Annotated in this window: 14 protein-coding genes and 1 pseudogene; 8 read left to right on the top strand and 7 right to left on the bottom strand. The window is 70.8% G+C overall.

The features are described from left to right. Positions 1-9: 9 nt before the first annotated feature. From SPR02S_RS02650 to SPR02S_RS02630, 5 genes are all read right to left on the bottom strand, one after another. Positions 10-651 (bottom strand): hypothetical protein, encoded by a 642-nt coding sequence (locus SPR02S_RS02650; protein ID WP_019055385.1) that lies wholly within the window; start codon positions 649-651, stop codon positions 10-12. Further along, positions 648-1892 carry a hypothetical protein gene (locus SPR02S_RS02645; RefSeq protein ID WP_026150145.1) on the bottom strand — a complete coding sequence of 415 codons (1245 nt, stop codon included), beginning with the start codon at positions 1890-1892 and terminating at the stop codon, positions 648-650. Before SPR02S_RS02645 ends, SPR02S_RS02650 begins: the two co-directional genes overlap by 4 nt. Positions 1893-2006: 114 nt before the next feature. Then, entirely contained in the window at positions 2007-4550 is a 2544-nt protein-coding gene (locus tag SPR02S_RS02640; protein ID WP_019055383.1) for an ABC transporter permease, read from the bottom strand. 3 nt (positions 4551-4553) lie between these two features. Then, on the bottom strand, positions 4554-5306 hold the full coding sequence (locus SPR02S_RS02635) for an ABC transporter ATP-binding protein (protein WP_019055382.1): 753 nt from the start codon (positions 5304-5306) through the stop codon (positions 4554-4556). Then, positions 5303-5548 carry a hypothetical protein gene (locus tag SPR02S_RS02630; RefSeq protein WP_019055381.1) on the bottom strand — a complete coding sequence of 82 codons (246 nt, stop codon included), beginning with the start codon at positions 5546-5548 and terminating at the stop codon, positions 5303-5305. The genes SPR02S_RS02635 and SPR02S_RS02630 overlap by 4 nt, the downstream gene beginning before the upstream one ends. Positions 5549-5742: 194 nt before the next feature. On the opposite strand from SPR02S_RS02630, the gene SPR02S_RS02625 reads away from it, so the two are divergent. From SPR02S_RS02625 to SPR02S_RS02615, 3 genes are all read left to right on the top strand, one after another. After that, positions 5743-7026, top strand: a complete 1284-nt coding sequence (locus SPR02S_RS02625) for a sensor histidine kinase (protein ID WP_019055380.1) — start codon at positions 5743-5745, stop codon at positions 7024-7026. A 74-nt stretch (positions 7027-7100) separates the two neighbouring features. Beyond that, complete coding sequence (locus tag SPR02S_RS02620) at positions 7101-7760, top strand: response regulator transcription factor (RefSeq protein WP_019055379.1); 660 nt, start codon at positions 7101-7103, stop codon at positions 7758-7760. 142 nt (positions 7761-7902) lie between these two features. Continuing rightward, positions 7903-9090, top strand: a complete 1188-nt coding sequence (locus SPR02S_RS02615) for a serine hydrolase domain-containing protein (RefSeq protein ID WP_019055378.1) — start codon at positions 7903-7905, stop codon at positions 9088-9090. 54 nt (positions 9091-9144) lie between these two features. Here the strand turns inward: SPR02S_RS02615 and SPR02S_RS02610 are convergent, their stop codons facing one another. Together SPR02S_RS02610 and SPR02S_RS02605 are read right to left on the bottom strand one after the other, a co-directional pair. Then, positions 9145-10056: an urea carboxylase-associated family protein gene (locus tag SPR02S_RS02610; protein WP_019055377.1), complete on the bottom strand. Its 912-nt coding sequence runs from the start codon at positions 10054-10056 to the stop codon at positions 9145-9147. Beyond that, a complete protein-coding gene (locus SPR02S_RS02605) occupies positions 10053-10775 on the bottom strand; it encodes a GntR family transcriptional regulator (RefSeq protein ID WP_019055376.1) in 723 nt (240 codons plus the stop codon). The genes SPR02S_RS02610 and SPR02S_RS02605 overlap by 4 nt, the downstream gene beginning before the upstream one ends. Before the next feature lie 174 nt (positions 10776-10949). Between SPR02S_RS02605 and SPR02S_RS64490 the strand changes: the two genes are divergently transcribed. The 5 genes and pseudogenes from SPR02S_RS64490 (at position 10950) to SPR02S_RS55000 (ending at position 14278) form a co-directional block, all read left to right on the top strand. Then, positions 10950-11783, top strand: coding sequence for an ABC transporter substrate-binding protein (locus SPR02S_RS64490; RefSeq protein ID WP_019055375.1), 834 nt, complete (start codon positions 10950-10952; stop codon positions 11781-11783). Between the two features lie 6 nt (positions 11784-11789). Next, positions 11790-12443: pseudogene (locus tag SPR02S_RS66065) on the top strand (amino acid ABC transporter permease); the annotation flags it as partial. A gap of 69 nt (positions 12444-12512) precedes the next feature. Then, positions 12513-13295 (top strand): amino acid ABC transporter ATP-binding protein, encoded by a 783-nt coding sequence (locus tag SPR02S_RS66060; protein WP_373283259.1) that lies wholly within the window; start codon positions 12513-12515, stop codon positions 13293-13295. Between the two features lie 141 nt (positions 13296-13436). Further along, entirely contained in the window at positions 13437-13748 is a 312-nt protein-coding gene (locus SPR02S_RS55005; RefSeq protein ID WP_019055373.1) for an Ohr family peroxiredoxin, read from the top strand. 224 nt (positions 13749-13972) lie between these two features. After that, positions 13973-14278: a PASTA domain-containing protein gene (locus SPR02S_RS55000; RefSeq protein ID WP_019055372.1), complete on the top strand. Its 306-nt coding sequence runs from the start codon at positions 13973-13975 to the stop codon at positions 14276-14278. Positions 14279-14473 lie beyond the last annotated feature (195 nt).

The raw sequence follows: 14473 nt of genomic DNA, 5'->3' as shown, positions 1-14473 counted from the left end.
CTCCCTCCGTCAACTACGCGGCATCGGTACGAGGGAACACAGCGCGCCCGGCGATCCTCCGTTCACCAGCCAGGCGTGGACGACCGACACGACGACGTGCGCGGGGAGCGGGTCGTCGGACCCGCCCCGCTCCAGCCGTGCGAACGACACGAACGACACGGCACCGGTCCGTTCCCGTATGCCGACGACACACGTCGAGGCCGTGTCGGGCACGGCGGCCGCACGACATCCGGGATGGCCCAACAGCAGCCAGCGCACCCGCCGTTGAGCCGACGCGAGCGGCAGCGGCACACGGCTCACGAGCACATCGGCGTGTTCCATGAGCCCGGTCCGTTCCGGGCTGTCCGCGTCCACCCACAGGTGCACATCGCAGCCGAGCGGGCCGTCCGCGTGCGGGCAGGGCGCCGGATACGGATACGGATGCCGATACCCGTGCCGCTCCACGGACGAGTCCGCGGGCGAGGGCAGCGGGTCGGATCGTACGAGAGCCGAACCGTCCGCCGCGTCCGAACGCCAGCCGACGAAGGACACCCGGTCGGCCGGCCCGCCACCCCGCAGTGCCGCACAGGGCGGTTGCGCGGAGAAGCACACGGTGGCCCACGCTGCGTCCGGTCCCGGGGCCGGGGCCGGGGCCGCGATCCCCTCGCTCACCGAGCCGCCCCGCTTCCGGCGGCGATCTGCCAGCGCGTCAGTGCCGGTGGCAGCGGGAGCGGCGCGACGAACGGCGGACGGGCCGGTTCGCCCAGCCCGAGCATCCGGTAGACGACCGACCGCATCCGCCGGTGGAACTGGCCCGGCGCCGACGACAGCGAGGCGGCGACCTGGTCGTACTGACCGGGGCGGTGCAGCTGTGCCGCGTAGTCGAGTTGCTCCGCCAGCGGGTACACCGGAGAGAGCACGGGTGCTACGGCGGACAGCAGGGCCGCGGGGGAGGTGGCCGACACCTCACGGCGGGATCCGGCCGTCAGCAGCATCGCCGCGTCCGTGAGCGTGCCGTACGCGGTCAGTGACCCGTGGTCACCGACGATGACGTCGGCGGCGATCAGCAGCGTCTGCCAGTCGGCCTCCGGCGGGACGACCGCGATGCCCCGGCTCTGGCAGCCGGACAGCCAGCCGTGCACCTGTCGGGTGCCGTGCCCCGCGAACACATTGGGGTGGACCAGGATCGCGACGCGGTAGTCGTCGCCGGGGAGTTGGCTCAGCAGTTGCGGCAGCAGGGAGTCGAGCCGCCCGAACGTCGAGGTCGGTCCCCAGGTGGACGTGACGACCACGAGCCGCTGTCCGTCCTCGATCCCCAGCGCACGGCGGTGGGCATCGCGCCTCGGCCGGTCGGCCAGGATCCGGTCGACGCACGGATCGCCCACCACGTGAGCCACCGGGAGCGCCTCCGGGCAGGACAGGGCGAGTTCCTCCAGCGCCTGGTCATGGGCGTAGACGATCGCCGCCGGGACCAGCCGCCCCTCGTTCAACAGGTGTTGGCGGCTGAGCATCCCCGGTGACCTCCGCTCTCCCGGCGCCAACAGGCTGACGTCGGTGAGCAGTTTGATGTGTCCCGCCCCGTGCGAGATGCGGACGATCGGAGCCCGGAGTTCGTGCACTCCGCGCAAGCCCGCAGCGAGGGCGAGGTCGAACTCGGCGCGCAGGGCCTCTTCCCAGGGCACCGTGGTGATGCCCAGGGTGTGCAGGTACTCGCTCACTCCGGTGCCGAAGGCATGAGGCGCGATCGTGAAGACCAGTTGGACGCGCAGGTCGGTCTCCAGCAACTCGAAGACCTCGCGCAGGCGTTGGGCGAAGGTCACCGTGTGCACGACCACCAGGACTCGTTTGCAGTCCCGGACGGTCAGCCAGTGTCCCTGTTCGATCAGTGCTGGTCTCGTCGTTCCGACAGACACGTGATCCCCCGTCGTTCGTCGTTTCGTTCAGACGAGAAGGGGGGTTCCCGGTGCGCACGGCGCTTTCCTTGCAGGCGTCTTGCAACACCCTTGCCCCGCTGCCGAGCAGCTCCCTCACTGCGCCCGAATCGCATCCGCCGGCGAGGTCCGCAACGCCTGCCGCGTGGGCAGTTCGATGGTGAGGAAGGCGATACCGGTGACCGTCGCCGCAAGCCCCGGCAGCAGCCAGACCGGCCCCGCCGGCCAGGGGTGGCCGAGGAAGGCCTGGCCCAGGAGGGCGAGCGGGATCGCGGAGAGCAGCAGGGCGGTGGTGAGCGCGGTGGCCGCCGTCATCGCCGCCTCGCGGCGCATCATCGCGCGGATCTGGCGCGGGGTCGTGCCGTTGAGGCGCAGGGCGCCCAATTCGACCCGCCTCTGCGCGGTGGCCGCGACCAGCTTGTTGGCGATGCTGAGCAGCAGATAGACGAGCAGGACCACGATCGTCGCGAGGTTGATCCACACCTCGGGTGGGGCGTTCTTAAGTCCGCCGGTGGAAGGGGAGTTGGCGGGTCCGAGGGTCAGCCCGGGGCGGGCGGCGGCGAGGGTCGTGAGGTTTTGCCGGGCCTTCGCCGAGCCGTCCGTACGGATCAGGAGGGACTGGTCGAGGGCCGTGGTCGTGTGCCCGGCGGCCAGGTCGTGGGACAGCACCACCGCGCCGAAGCCGAGCCCCCGCCCGTATACGGCAACAACCTTGGCAGCGAGGCGAGTTCCGTCCCCGAGGACCAGATTCACCGTGTGCCCCACCGTCGCGGAACGCGTCCGCGCCACCTCACTGCTGACAGCAACTGTCCTACCGGACAGCCGACTCAGGCTGCCGTCCCGCACGTCGAGATCGAGAACGCCCGCCGCGTCCGGCGTGAGGATCGTCGCCGAACCCGAATCGGCCGCCGGGTCACCGAACTGCTTGTACTCCCACACCACAGTGGTCGTCCCGACAGGAGCGGCGGCCTGCACTCCGGCCGTCTTCCGTACGGCCCCGAGCGTGTCGTCGGGCAGCCCACCCAACCCCGGTGCGCTCAGGCGCAGTTGAGCGAGAGTCCCGGTACTGGTGTCCTGCGCGGTCGCGGCCAGCACGGTGGTCTGGGTGAAGGTGTACGTCAGCACGAACACGACCGCCATGGCCAGCGTGGAGACGATCCCCGCGTTGCGCAGGGCGTAGGCGCGCAGGTTGGCCATCGCCAGCCAGGTCGGCGCGGAAGCCCCCGACCTCGTCACTCGTGCCGCCGCACCGCCGACGCCCCGCACCAGCGCAGGGCCCGCCAAGGCCAGGCCGATCGCCCCGATGATCCCGGCGAGCGAGGTGGCCGTGGCGCCGATGACCGTGCGGGAGAAGAGCGGCAGGGCCGACATCACAGTCGCTACGACCATCACGGCCACGCCGATACGGGTCCGGGCCCGCGACGGATCACGCGGCTCGCTGCGCGACTCGGCGACCGCCTCGGTGGCCGGCATCCGCGAGGTGCGCCAGGCCGAGCAGCGGGCCGACGCCTGAACGGCGAGGAGCATCAGCACGACGGCCGCGAGCGCGGGCAACGGGCTGAAGGTCAGGGGCAGTTCGGCCGGGATGACGCCCCGGTCCGCGAGCAGTCCGCGGAACTGTCCGGCCAGCAGATAGCCGAGTCCCACCCCGGGTGCCACGGCCACCGCCGCGACGACGGTGGACTGCGCGGCGGCCAACCGCCGGATCTGCTTGGGAGTTGCCCCGACGGCCCGCATCAACGCCAGGTCCCGTCGCTGCCCGCCGATCGCCACGGCCAACGCGCTCGCCATCACGAACCCGGTGATCAGCAGCACGATCCCGGACAGCGAACCGGCGAGCAGCACCAGCAGCGAGCGCGAGGCTCCGGCGCCGGGTGCGGCGGTGTCGCCCCGCTCGGCTCCGGTGACGGCCAGAAGTCCGGTGCCCTTCAGCTTCGTACGGGCTTCGGCGGCCACCCGCTCCTCGGCACGGGGCGCGGTGCGGAGGCCGACCAGGTCGACACGGCCGGAGTGGGCGGCCAGATCTGATATTTCTACGGCCGTCTTGTCGGCGAAGTAGACACCGGCGCCCGGTGCGTTGACCACGGCCGACACGCGATAGCCGCTCGCGGGGCGGGAGTTGACGACGACCTGGACGCGGTCGCCCGGCTTGACACCGGCCGCGGCGGCGGTCGCGCTGTCCACCGCGACCTCGCCGGAAGAGGTCGGCGCGCTGCCGGTGACCTGCGCACCCGTTGCCAGCAGCTTCGTCGAGGACCACCCGTGCCCCGACACCTGAGGGTCTCCGGACGGCGACGCCACGACCCGACCGTGTGCGTCGACGAGCGCGGCCGGGAAGCTGATGTCGCCGACCGACGCGGTCACGCCCGGCAACCGGCCCAGTTCACCTACCAGTTGAGCCGCGACCCGACGGCGTTCCGGGAGCGCGAGCGGAAGGTCGCCGGGCGGGTGGAACTCCTGGTCGGCGGCGACCACGACCGACGCTCCGGCGAGGCGGCCGGCGGGCAGGTGGGAACGGAGGCCGGACTCGGCGAGGACGCCGGTGCCGGTGATCAGGGCCGCGCCGCCGAGGACCGCGCAGGCCACGGCGATCAGCGCGGTGACGCGGTGTCCGACCATCTGTATCGCGAGACGGAACATGGCTCAGACCCTTCCCAACTCGACGAGACGGGCGGCGAGTTCGTCGGCGGTCGGGGCCTTGAGGGCGTCGACCACGCGGCCGTCGGCCATCACCAGCACGTGGTGCGCGCGGGCGGCGGCTGCCGGGTCGTGGGTGACCATCACGACCGTCTGGCGCAGGTCGTTCACGAGGTCGCGGAGGAGGTCCAGGACCTCGTGGGCGCTGCGCAGATCGAGCGCGCCGGTCGGTTCGTCGGCGAACACGACCGCCGGGCGGGCCACCAACGCCCGTACCACGGCGGCCCGTTGCTGCTGCCCGCCGGAGAGCTCGGCCGGGCGGTGGGTCAGCCGGTCGGCCAGACCCACCCGCTCCACCAGCGTGCGCAGCCAGTCGCGGTCGGCGGTGCGGCCCGCCAGCCGGAGCGGCAGGGTGATGTTGTCCTCGATGGAGAGGGAGGGGATCAGGTTGTACGCCTGGAACACGAACCCGACGCGCTCGCGGCGCAGTTGGGTGCGCTTGGTCTCGTTCAGCCCGGCGATCTCGTGCCCGTCGATACGGACACTGCCCGACGTCGGGGAGTCGAGCCCGGCGGCACAGTGCATCAGCGTGCTCTTGCCGGAGCCCGAGGGGCCCATCACGGCGAGGAAGGTGCCGCGTTCCACGGTCAACGACACGTCGTCCAGGGCGCGTACGCCTCCGGGGTAGGCCTTGCCGACGCCCTCCAGGGCGATGGCGGCGGTGGTCGTGGCTGTGGCTGTGGTGGCTGTGGTGTTCATCGTCGGCCCCGCAGGTTGCGTACGACGAGGGTGCCCGCGCACAGGACGGTGACCGCGCCGCACACCAGGTGCACCCAGGTGTCGGCGCCGCCGAAGGAGGCCGCCATGTTGGTGAGCGCGCTGGCCACCACCACGATCCAGAGCAGGGTGCGGGCGATGTCCCCGGGGGTGAGGCGGTCGGGATCGGTGGCCGTCGGCTCGGTCATCGGATGGGTCGTCGGATGGATCGTCGGCTGCGGCATGGGGTGTCTCCCGAGGTCAGGTGGGTCTGGTGCCGTTCCTGCTGTCGTCACCGACGCTATGGATCGGCACCCCTCGCGGCCGATCCCGCAGCCCACCCGGTTCGGGGTACAGCAGGCTGTACTCCCCGCTTCCTCCGCTCACGGAGAACTCCCGTACGGCATGAAGAACTCCCGTACGGCATAGGGTCGTTCGCATGACAACGAGCGCGAGCGAGGCGGGCGGTGGAGCGGCCGTCCAACGCGAGAGCTTCAAGGACATCGCGCTACGGACCCTGAGCACCGCCGGCCAGGCCATCGCCCAGCTCGCCTCCGGCCTCAACACAGCTGTGCTCGCAGCGCTGTTGCTGCTGTGGCTGGCCCTCACCGCCGTGACGAGCGTGGTCGGGGTGGGGCTGCTGATGGCACCCGCGCCGCTGCGCGCCCTGCACGCCCTGGCCGGCCGGGAACGCGCCCGGCTCGCTCGCCGGGGCCCCGAGGTCGTCGCCCCGCAGCCCCCGCCCACCCGGCTGCGGGCCGCCCTCGTCGACGCCACCACCCACCGCGAACTGCGCTGGCTGGTACGGCACTCCACCCTCGGGCTGCTGCTCGGCCTGCTCGGCGTGCTGCTGCCGATCACCGCCGTACGGGACACCGCGTTCCCGCTGTACTGGACGTTCATGCCGGAGAACACGACGGCCACGTCCCTGGGCATCGGCAACGCGCAGACCTGGCCGGACGCCCTCGCCGTGGCGCTGCTGGGCGTGGGCTGGATCGCCATCATCCTGGGGCTGGCACCCGGCATGGCGCGGCTCCAGTCGGGCCCCGGACGGCGGCTCCTCGCGGCCGGTCCGGACGTCGATCTCTCCCTGCGCGTGGCGGAGTTGACCGCCACCCGCGCCGCCGCCCTCGACGCTCACGCCACCGAACTACGGCGTATCGAGCGCTCGTTGCACGACGGTGCGCAGAACCGGCTCGTCTCCGTGGCCGTGTTGCTCGGCGCGGCCCGCCGCATGGTGGCCCGCGACCCGGCCGGCGCCGACGAACTCCTCGAACGCGCCCAGTCCGCCGCCGAGACGGCGCTGGCCGAGCTGCGGACGGTCGCGCGCGGCATCCTGCCGCCGGTGCTGGCCGACCGGGGGCTCGCGGGCGCGCTCTCCGGTCTCGCGGCGGACTGCGCGGTGCCGTGCCGGATCGACGTGGACGTACCCGAACGCTGCGCCGCCTCCGTCGAGGCGACCGCCTACTTCGTCGTCGCCGAGGCCCTGACCAACATCGCCAAGCACAGCGGGGCCGAGCACGCCGTCGTCACGGCACGCGGCAGTGGCGGGCGGCTGGTGCTGTCCGTGGAAGACGACGGCCGGGGCGGTGCCGACGCGGACGGCGGCTCCGGGCTCACCGGCATCCGCCGCCGGATCGCGGCCCACGACGGCGACCTCACCCTGACCAGCCCGCCCGGCGGACCGACCGTCCTGACGGTGGATCTCCCCTGTGGTCGGTGAGTTGGGGATCGTGACGAGCAACCGGAGCCTGCAATGCGGAACTTGAGCTACTTGAGCTGTGGAGCGTGACTGCGATGCGGATCGTGATCGCCGAGGACGACGCGTTGCTGCGCGAGGGGCTCGCCCTGCTGCTGCGTGCCGAGGGGCTGGACGTGGTGGCCACCGCGGGCACCCCGGACGAGGCCCTGGACGCCATCGACGTACACAAGCCGGACGTCGCCATCCTCGACGTACGGATGCCGCCGACCCACACCGACGAGGGGATCGTCGCCGCGGTCGAGGCCCGGCGTCGGCGCCCCGACCTGGCGGTGCTCGTGCTGTCGGCATACGTGGAGCAGAGCTTCGCGACCGAACTGCTCGGCGGCGGGGTGAGCGGTCTCGGCTATCTGCTCAAGGAACGGGTGGGCCGCGTCGAGGAGTTCCTCGACGCGCTGCACCGCGTGGCGGCGGGCGGCACCGCCATCGACCCGGAGGTCGTCGCCCAACTCTTCACCCGCTCCCGCCAGGACACCCGCCTGGAACGGCTCAGCCCCCGCGAACGCGACGTACTCGCCCTGATGGCCGAGGGCTTGGGCAACTCCGCCATCGCCGAGAAGCTCGTCGTCACCGACGGCGCCGTCCACAAACACATCCGCAGCATCTTCGCCAAGCTCGACCTGTCCCCGACCGACCAGGTGGACCGCCGGGTCGCGGCGGTCCTGCGGTACTTGGAGGATTTACGGCGGCTGACCTGAGGCTCTCCCCCGACCCTTGGTACAGCTGGCTGTACGGCGGACCGGCCTGCGGGCTGGATCGATCACCGCGTGCCGTCTCCCTAGGTTGGTGAACACACCGCAAGCCGGTGCGAGCGATCACCAACTCCCCGGGAGACAGCCCATGATGACGTTCCGTCAGCTCACCGCCGCGGCCGCACTGGCCGCCGTAGGCCTCGGCCTCGCGACGCCCATGGCGAGCGCCACGGAGTCCCGACAGCGCACCACGGAATCCCGGCAGCGCACCACGACGCTCCAGCGGAGCGTGGACGCCATCCAGAAGACGGGAACCGTCGCTGTCGTGGCCCAATCGACGGGCCCGGGCGGACGGCGTTACGCCGCCACCGGAGTCTCCGACACCACGACCGGCCGCGCGGCCCGGGTCACCGACAAGTTCCGGATCGCGAGCAGCACCAAGACCTTCGTGTCGACGGTGATGCTCCAACTGGTGGGCGAGGGACGGGTATCCCTGGATGACACGGTCGAACACTGGCTGCCCGGCGTGGTGTCCGGGAACGGCAACGACGGAAACGCCATCACCGTAAGGCAGTTGCTGAACCACACCAGCGGACTCTTCAACTACACCGCCGACTTCCCCGCGATCAGCTCGGTGGCGGACTTCGAGGCGGACCGCTACACCACCTGGACCCCACAACAGCTGGTCGGCATCGCGATGCGGCACGCCCCGGACTTCGCGCCGGGCACCGAGTGGGAGTACTCCAACACCAACTACATCCTGGCCGGAATGATCGTCCAGAAGGCCACCGGCCACACCTGGCAGCAGGAGGTGACCCGGCGCATCATCCGCCCGCTGGGCCTGCGTGACACCTCCGCGCCCGACACCTCGGCCCGTATCCCCGGCCAACACCTGCACGGCTACTCGGACTTCGGCGACAGCGGCCCGACCATCGACGTCACCGACCTCAACCCGACGGCCGCCGGTTCGGCCGGCGCGATGATCAGCACGACCGGCGACCTCACCCGCTTCTTCTCGGCCCTCCTGGGCGGCAAGCTCCTGCGCCCGGCCCAACTCGCCGAGATGAAGACGACGGTGCGAGCCGCCTCCCTCGACCCCGTCTGGCCCGGCGCCCGTTACGGCCTCGGCCTAATGGAGATCCCCCTGTCCTGCGGCGGCGTCTACTACAGCCACGCCGGCGACCTGATGGGCTACACCACCCGCGACGGAGTCAGCGCGGACGGCCGCCGGACCGTGGTCCTGGAGGCGACGGGCGACGGCGCGCCCGACCTGTCGACGGAGATGACGCAGAACGCCCTGATCGACACCGAACTCTGCGCCGGGGCAAGGAAGTAGAAGGAAGCAGGTAGAAGGAAGCAGAGGGAAGTACCGGGAAACAGAGGAACAGGCTCAGCCGGCGGCGTCCACGGAATCGGGGCGCCGCATGCCGTGCAGCCCCTGGTACGCGGCCCTCCCCGGCGAGCTCCAGCCCTCCAGCAGCGCGGGATCGGGCCGGTACACCTCGACACCCAGCGGACGGCAGACGTCCAACGGATCGCGGGCGTCCGGGCCCCAGAGCGGGACAGATAGATCGCCGCCGGGGCAGGTGGACAGCGCGCACAGCAGGTCGGTCTCGGCGAAGAACTCGAAGTGGTCGCCCACGCGCGCCGGGCAGTCCTTCATGAAGTACTGGTCGTCGTCGTTGAGACCGGTGCACTGGAACACGTTGAGCACGTCGTGCACGTCGAACTCCGTGAGCCCGTACGGCAGTACGGCCCGGACCAGGTTCGAGTGGCAGTGGAAGTCGAAGTCCTCGCCGGTGAGCATGCGGTTGACGTACGGGTCGCAGCGGGTGCCCAGCAGGTCGTGCACGCGTCCGCCGTCGCCGTCCACACCGTAGTCGGAGAGGGTGTCGTCGGTGACTGTCAGCAGGGGGCGCAGGAATGGCAGGGTGGACCAGATCCGGTCGTAGGTGGAGATGTGCGCGCGCTGCAACTGGCGGGTGCGGGCGGCCCACATGCGCTCGCGCGGGTCGTGCAGGTTCCACACGTTGAGGTCGCCGACCTGGGGGCCCTCGACGGTGACGATCCGGCACAGGTGTCCCTCGGGGACGGTCCAGGCGCGGCCGGAGCGGATCGGTATCTCGAAGGAGTCCACGAGTTCGTGGCGCACCCCGGCGAAACGGTCGTAGAAGGCGCGGTCGACGTCGAGGGCTCCGCCCTGGGTGGCCTGGTATGCGGCCGCCGCCTTGGACGGGGCGGTCGCGGCGGTCGCGGGCGCGGGGGGCGCGGCGGTCGCGGGGGGCGCTGTGCGGGAGGTCATCGCTTGCCTTTCGCTGCCGTGGTCGTAGGGGTTGTACGGGTCGTAGAAGTCGTACGGGAGCCGGCGCGTACGGCATCCAGCACCATCCGCTCGGATTCGTCGAGGTAGAGCCGCAGCGCGGCCGTGGCATCCATACGCCGGCCGCCGCGGATCAGGTCGCAGATCTCGCGGTCGCGGGCGACCCACGGTGCCTGGAAGGCGCCCTGGTCCGCCATCACCGCGAAGGCCAGGCGGAGTTGGGCGATCGTCACCCGGAAGAAGCCGTCGAGGCGGGCGCTGCCCAGCAGGGCCACCAGCGACTGGTGGAAGCGCAGGGACGCGGTGCCGACCTTGTCCCACGCCTCGGCGTCGACGGCGAGTTCGGCGGCGGCGACCTTGGCCTCCATCGCGTCGAGCAGGGGTTCCGGGGCGAGCGGGCTCGCGTCGACGGCGCTGAGTTCGAGCGTGCGGCGGGCGAGGTAGATGTCCGTCACGTCCTCGGCGGCCAGCGTCTTCACCGCGGTGCCCTTGTGCAGCTGCTGCACCACGAGACCCTCGTCGTGCAGGGTGCGCAGGGCCTCCCGCAGGGTGTTGCGGGACACCCCCAGCTCGGCGGAGAGCGCCACGTCCCGCAGTGGGGTGCCGGGCGGCAGCTCACCCTCGACGATGCGTTCACGCAGCACATCGGTCACCAGGACAGGCCGTCCGGCGGCTGCCGCCGCGCCGTTCAGAGTCGACATGCCCCCACCCTAGCGCACGATCTGTTGAACAAAACAGGAGCGTGCCTCATCTGCGATATCCAGGAAATTCCGACCTTTTACTTGACTGAAACACCAACCCGTCACCATCATCAGCAGCCAGATTGTTCAACAGTTTTGCTGCCCGTCTCAGTCTCCCGGTCGAGAGGCCTCCTCATGCACGTGACCCTCTTCCGCTCCACCACCGCCCTCGGCGCCGCAGGCCTGCTCCTCGCCCTCTCCGGCTGTTCGAGCGGTTCCTCCTCGGCCGGCGGGACGGACGGCTCGGGCACGATGACCGCCGGCACCCTGACCGTGGGATCGGACCTGACCTATCCGCCGTACGCCTATCTCGACGGCAAGACCCCGGCGGGCTTCGACCCGGACATCTCGCGCGCCCTGGCGAAGGCGTCGGGGCTGAAGTCCACGTTCGTCGACACCCGCTTCGAGCAGCTCATCGCCGGGCTCGGGACCGGTCACTTCGACGTGATCGCGTCCGACCTGTACATCACCGACGCGCGCAAGAAGCAGGTCGACTTCATCCCGTACTTCACCACCGGCAACTCGATCGTGGTGCAGAGCTCGGGCAGCTACCGGCCGACCGTGGTCACCGACCTGTGCGGGAAGTCCGTCGCGGTGATCAAGGGCGGCCAGATCGTCGAGAAGCTGCGCGGCGAGGCGAGCACCCAGTGCAAGGCCAAGGGTGAAAAGGCCGTGGACGTAAGGGAGTTCGGCACCGACCCCGAGGGAACTCAGGCGCTGCTGTCCGGCCAGGTCGACGCCCAGGTCACCGACGGCGCCGTGGCGAAGGCCGCCGCCGACAAGACGAACGGCCGGCTCGCCATCTCCTCCACGTCCCTGATCTACCCGGTCCAGTCCGGGTTGGCGGTCAAGCGCGGCGACACCGCCCTGAAGAAGACCCTCACCACCGCGCTCGCGGAGCTCAAGAAGGACGGCACGTACGCCGAGCTGCTGAAGAAGTACAACCTCGGCCAGGCTCAGGGGAGTTGACGGACGATGGGCAGCTTCGACTGGAGTTACACGTTCGGTCTGTTCGCGGACGCCGACCTGTGGCGGGCGGCCCTGCTCGTCGTCGAACTGGCCGTCTCCGCCTGGGTGATCTCCACGGCACTGGGCCTCCTGGTGGCCCTCGCCCAACAGTCCCGCCTACGTCCGCTACGCCTGTTCGCCGCCGGATACGTCTGGTTCTTCCGCAGCCTGCCGCTGCTGGTTCTGCTGATCTTCGTCTACAACTCCCCGCAACTCTTCCCCGACTTGAGGCCCCTGCTCTCCAGCCCCTTCGCCGCCGGCCTGGTCGCGCTCGTGCTCAGCGAGACCGCGTACATCGCCGAGATCCACCGCGGCGGCCTGCTCGCCGTGGGCAAGGACCAGGGCGAGGCGGCGCAGGCACTGGGCATCCCCTACGCGGGAGTCCAACGCCATGTGGTGGTGCCGCAGGCGTTCCGCGTCGCGCTCCCCGCGCTGGGCAACGAGTTCATCAGCATCCTCAAACTGACCTCCCTGGTCAGCTCCATCTCGCTCGCCGAACTCCTGCTGGTCGGCCAACGCCTCTACACCCAGAACTTCCTGGTCCTGGAGACCCTGCTGGCCGTAGCGGTCTACTACGTCCTCCTGGTCACCCTCTTCGACCGGCTCAGGGCCCTGCTCGAACGCCGCCTCGACGTGCGAAAACGCCGTACGAAAGCGGCAGTTGACACCACCCCCGAGGGCGGCGAGGTCCTGGCCGCACCGAGGCGGACCCGCCCCCGCACCCCGCACGAGGGCGAGGCGGTCGTACGCGCCCGGGGCCTGCGGAAGTCGTTCGGCACGGTGTCCGTCCTGAACGGCGTGGACCTCGATGTGCACCGCGGCGAGGTGGTCGCCGTCATCGGCCCCTCCGGCTCGGGCAAGACGACCCTCGTCCGCACCCTCAACCACCTCGAACAGCCCGACGCCGGCAGCGTGGAGATCGACGGCCGGCCGATGGGCGGCCGGGACCGCGAACTCACCGCCCAGCGCCGCCGCGTGGGCATGGTCTTCCAGCGCTTCAACCTCTTCCCGCACAGGACAGCCCTCCAGAACATCACCCTCGCCCCACTCCAACAACGGCTGTACGACGGCCGGTTGGCGGCCGAAGGCCGGGCGCGGGAACTGCTCCGGAAGGTCGGCATGGACGCCCACGCGCACAAGTACCCCCACCAGCTCTCCGGGGGTCAGCAGCAACGGGTCGCCATCGCCCGCGCGTTGGCGATGGACCCCAGCGTCCTCCTCTTCGACGAACCGACCTCGGCCCTCGACCCCGAACTCGTCGGCGAGGTCCTCTCGGTGATGAGCGAACTCGCCGCCGACGGCACGACGATGGTCGTCGTCACCCACGAGATGCGCTTCGCACGGGAGGTCGCGGACTGGGTGGTCTTCATGGACCAGGGCCGCGTCGTCGTCCAGGGCCCGCCCGAGACCGTCTTCGACAACTCGGGGGAACCGCGCCTGGAACGGTTCTTCGCGGCGATCAGCGCCGCGTGAGTTCGGCGACGTCGATGGGTTCTGTTCTGTCGATGGGTTCTGTTCTTCGGTGTTCGGTCTCGGCAGCCACCTGTACGAGAAGTCGCAGCGCCGCCTCCGACGCCGTACCGGGCCGATGAGTGCGGCCAGCGGGGAATCCGGATGCTGCCCGGCGGCTACAGGACCAACCCCGAGCAGCTCTTCGCCGCCGGATACGCGGCCTGCTTCCACAACGGCCTCCGCCTCGTCGCCGCGCAGCAGGGCGTCCGACCCGGCGCCTCCACAGTCCGGTCGAAGGTCACCCTCCTCGCCGTGGACACCGGCGCCTTCACCCTCGCCGTGACCCTGGCCGTCCACCTCCCCGGCCTCGACTGGTCCACCGCCGGCCAGCTGGTCAAGGCCACACACGAGGTGTGCCCGTACTCCAACGCCACCCGGGGCAACATCGAGGTGACCCTCAAAACCACGGTGTGACAAGGGACTTCGGTCCCTTGAGCGACTTGCGGAGTCGCCCCGCAGAGCCGGTGCCCGACGGTGTCTCCCGCCGCCGGGCGCTGTCGTATGTCCTCAAGGATGAGAGTCACCGGTACCGCGGTACCGGTGAGCACCGCGAAGTGCCGCCCTCGGACCCAGAGATCCGGCCCGCCCGACTCGTAGTGTCGAAGTCACCCGCCGGATGAACACCGGGAGAGCGCCCGATGCGCAAGTTTCTCGTCGCGGTCGTGATCATCGCCGCTCTGCTGGCCCTGTCGAACCACAGCAAGCGCCAACGGGCCGCCCTGCCCGACCTGCGCGGCCTCACGCTGTCCCACGCGCTGGACCGGGCCCGCGCCCAGGGCTTCAACCGCGTCGAGTCCCAGGACGCCGGCCCTGAAGACCGGCCCCAGTTGCTCGCCGGCGACTGGACGGTGTGCTCCCAGATACCGGGGCCCGGAACGCATGCCGTGACCGCCCTTGTCGCGGTGACCGTGGTGAAGAGCGGCGAACGGTGTCCCCGCGCCTGAGCTCCGAGGGGTGCCAGAGCTCCGAAGGATGCCGAGACCGGCCCCGGCCGCCGGGCTCGGCCGCCAGATATGTGCAGGCTGCACACTTGCAGAGTAAGTTAGGTAACCCTTACCGTAGACCCTCGCACCACCCAGGGCCCAGACCACCTCACCGGCCCGCCCGCGGCAAGCGCTCCACCGACGCAGCCTGGCCGT

Origin of the sequence: Streptomyces prunicolor NBRC 13075, from assembly GCF_000367365.1 — a bacterium.
GTDB lineage: Bacteria > Actinomycetota > Actinomycetes > Streptomycetales > Streptomycetaceae > Streptomyces > Streptomyces prunicolor.
This window is presented reverse-complemented; position numbering and strand designations above follow the sequence as displayed.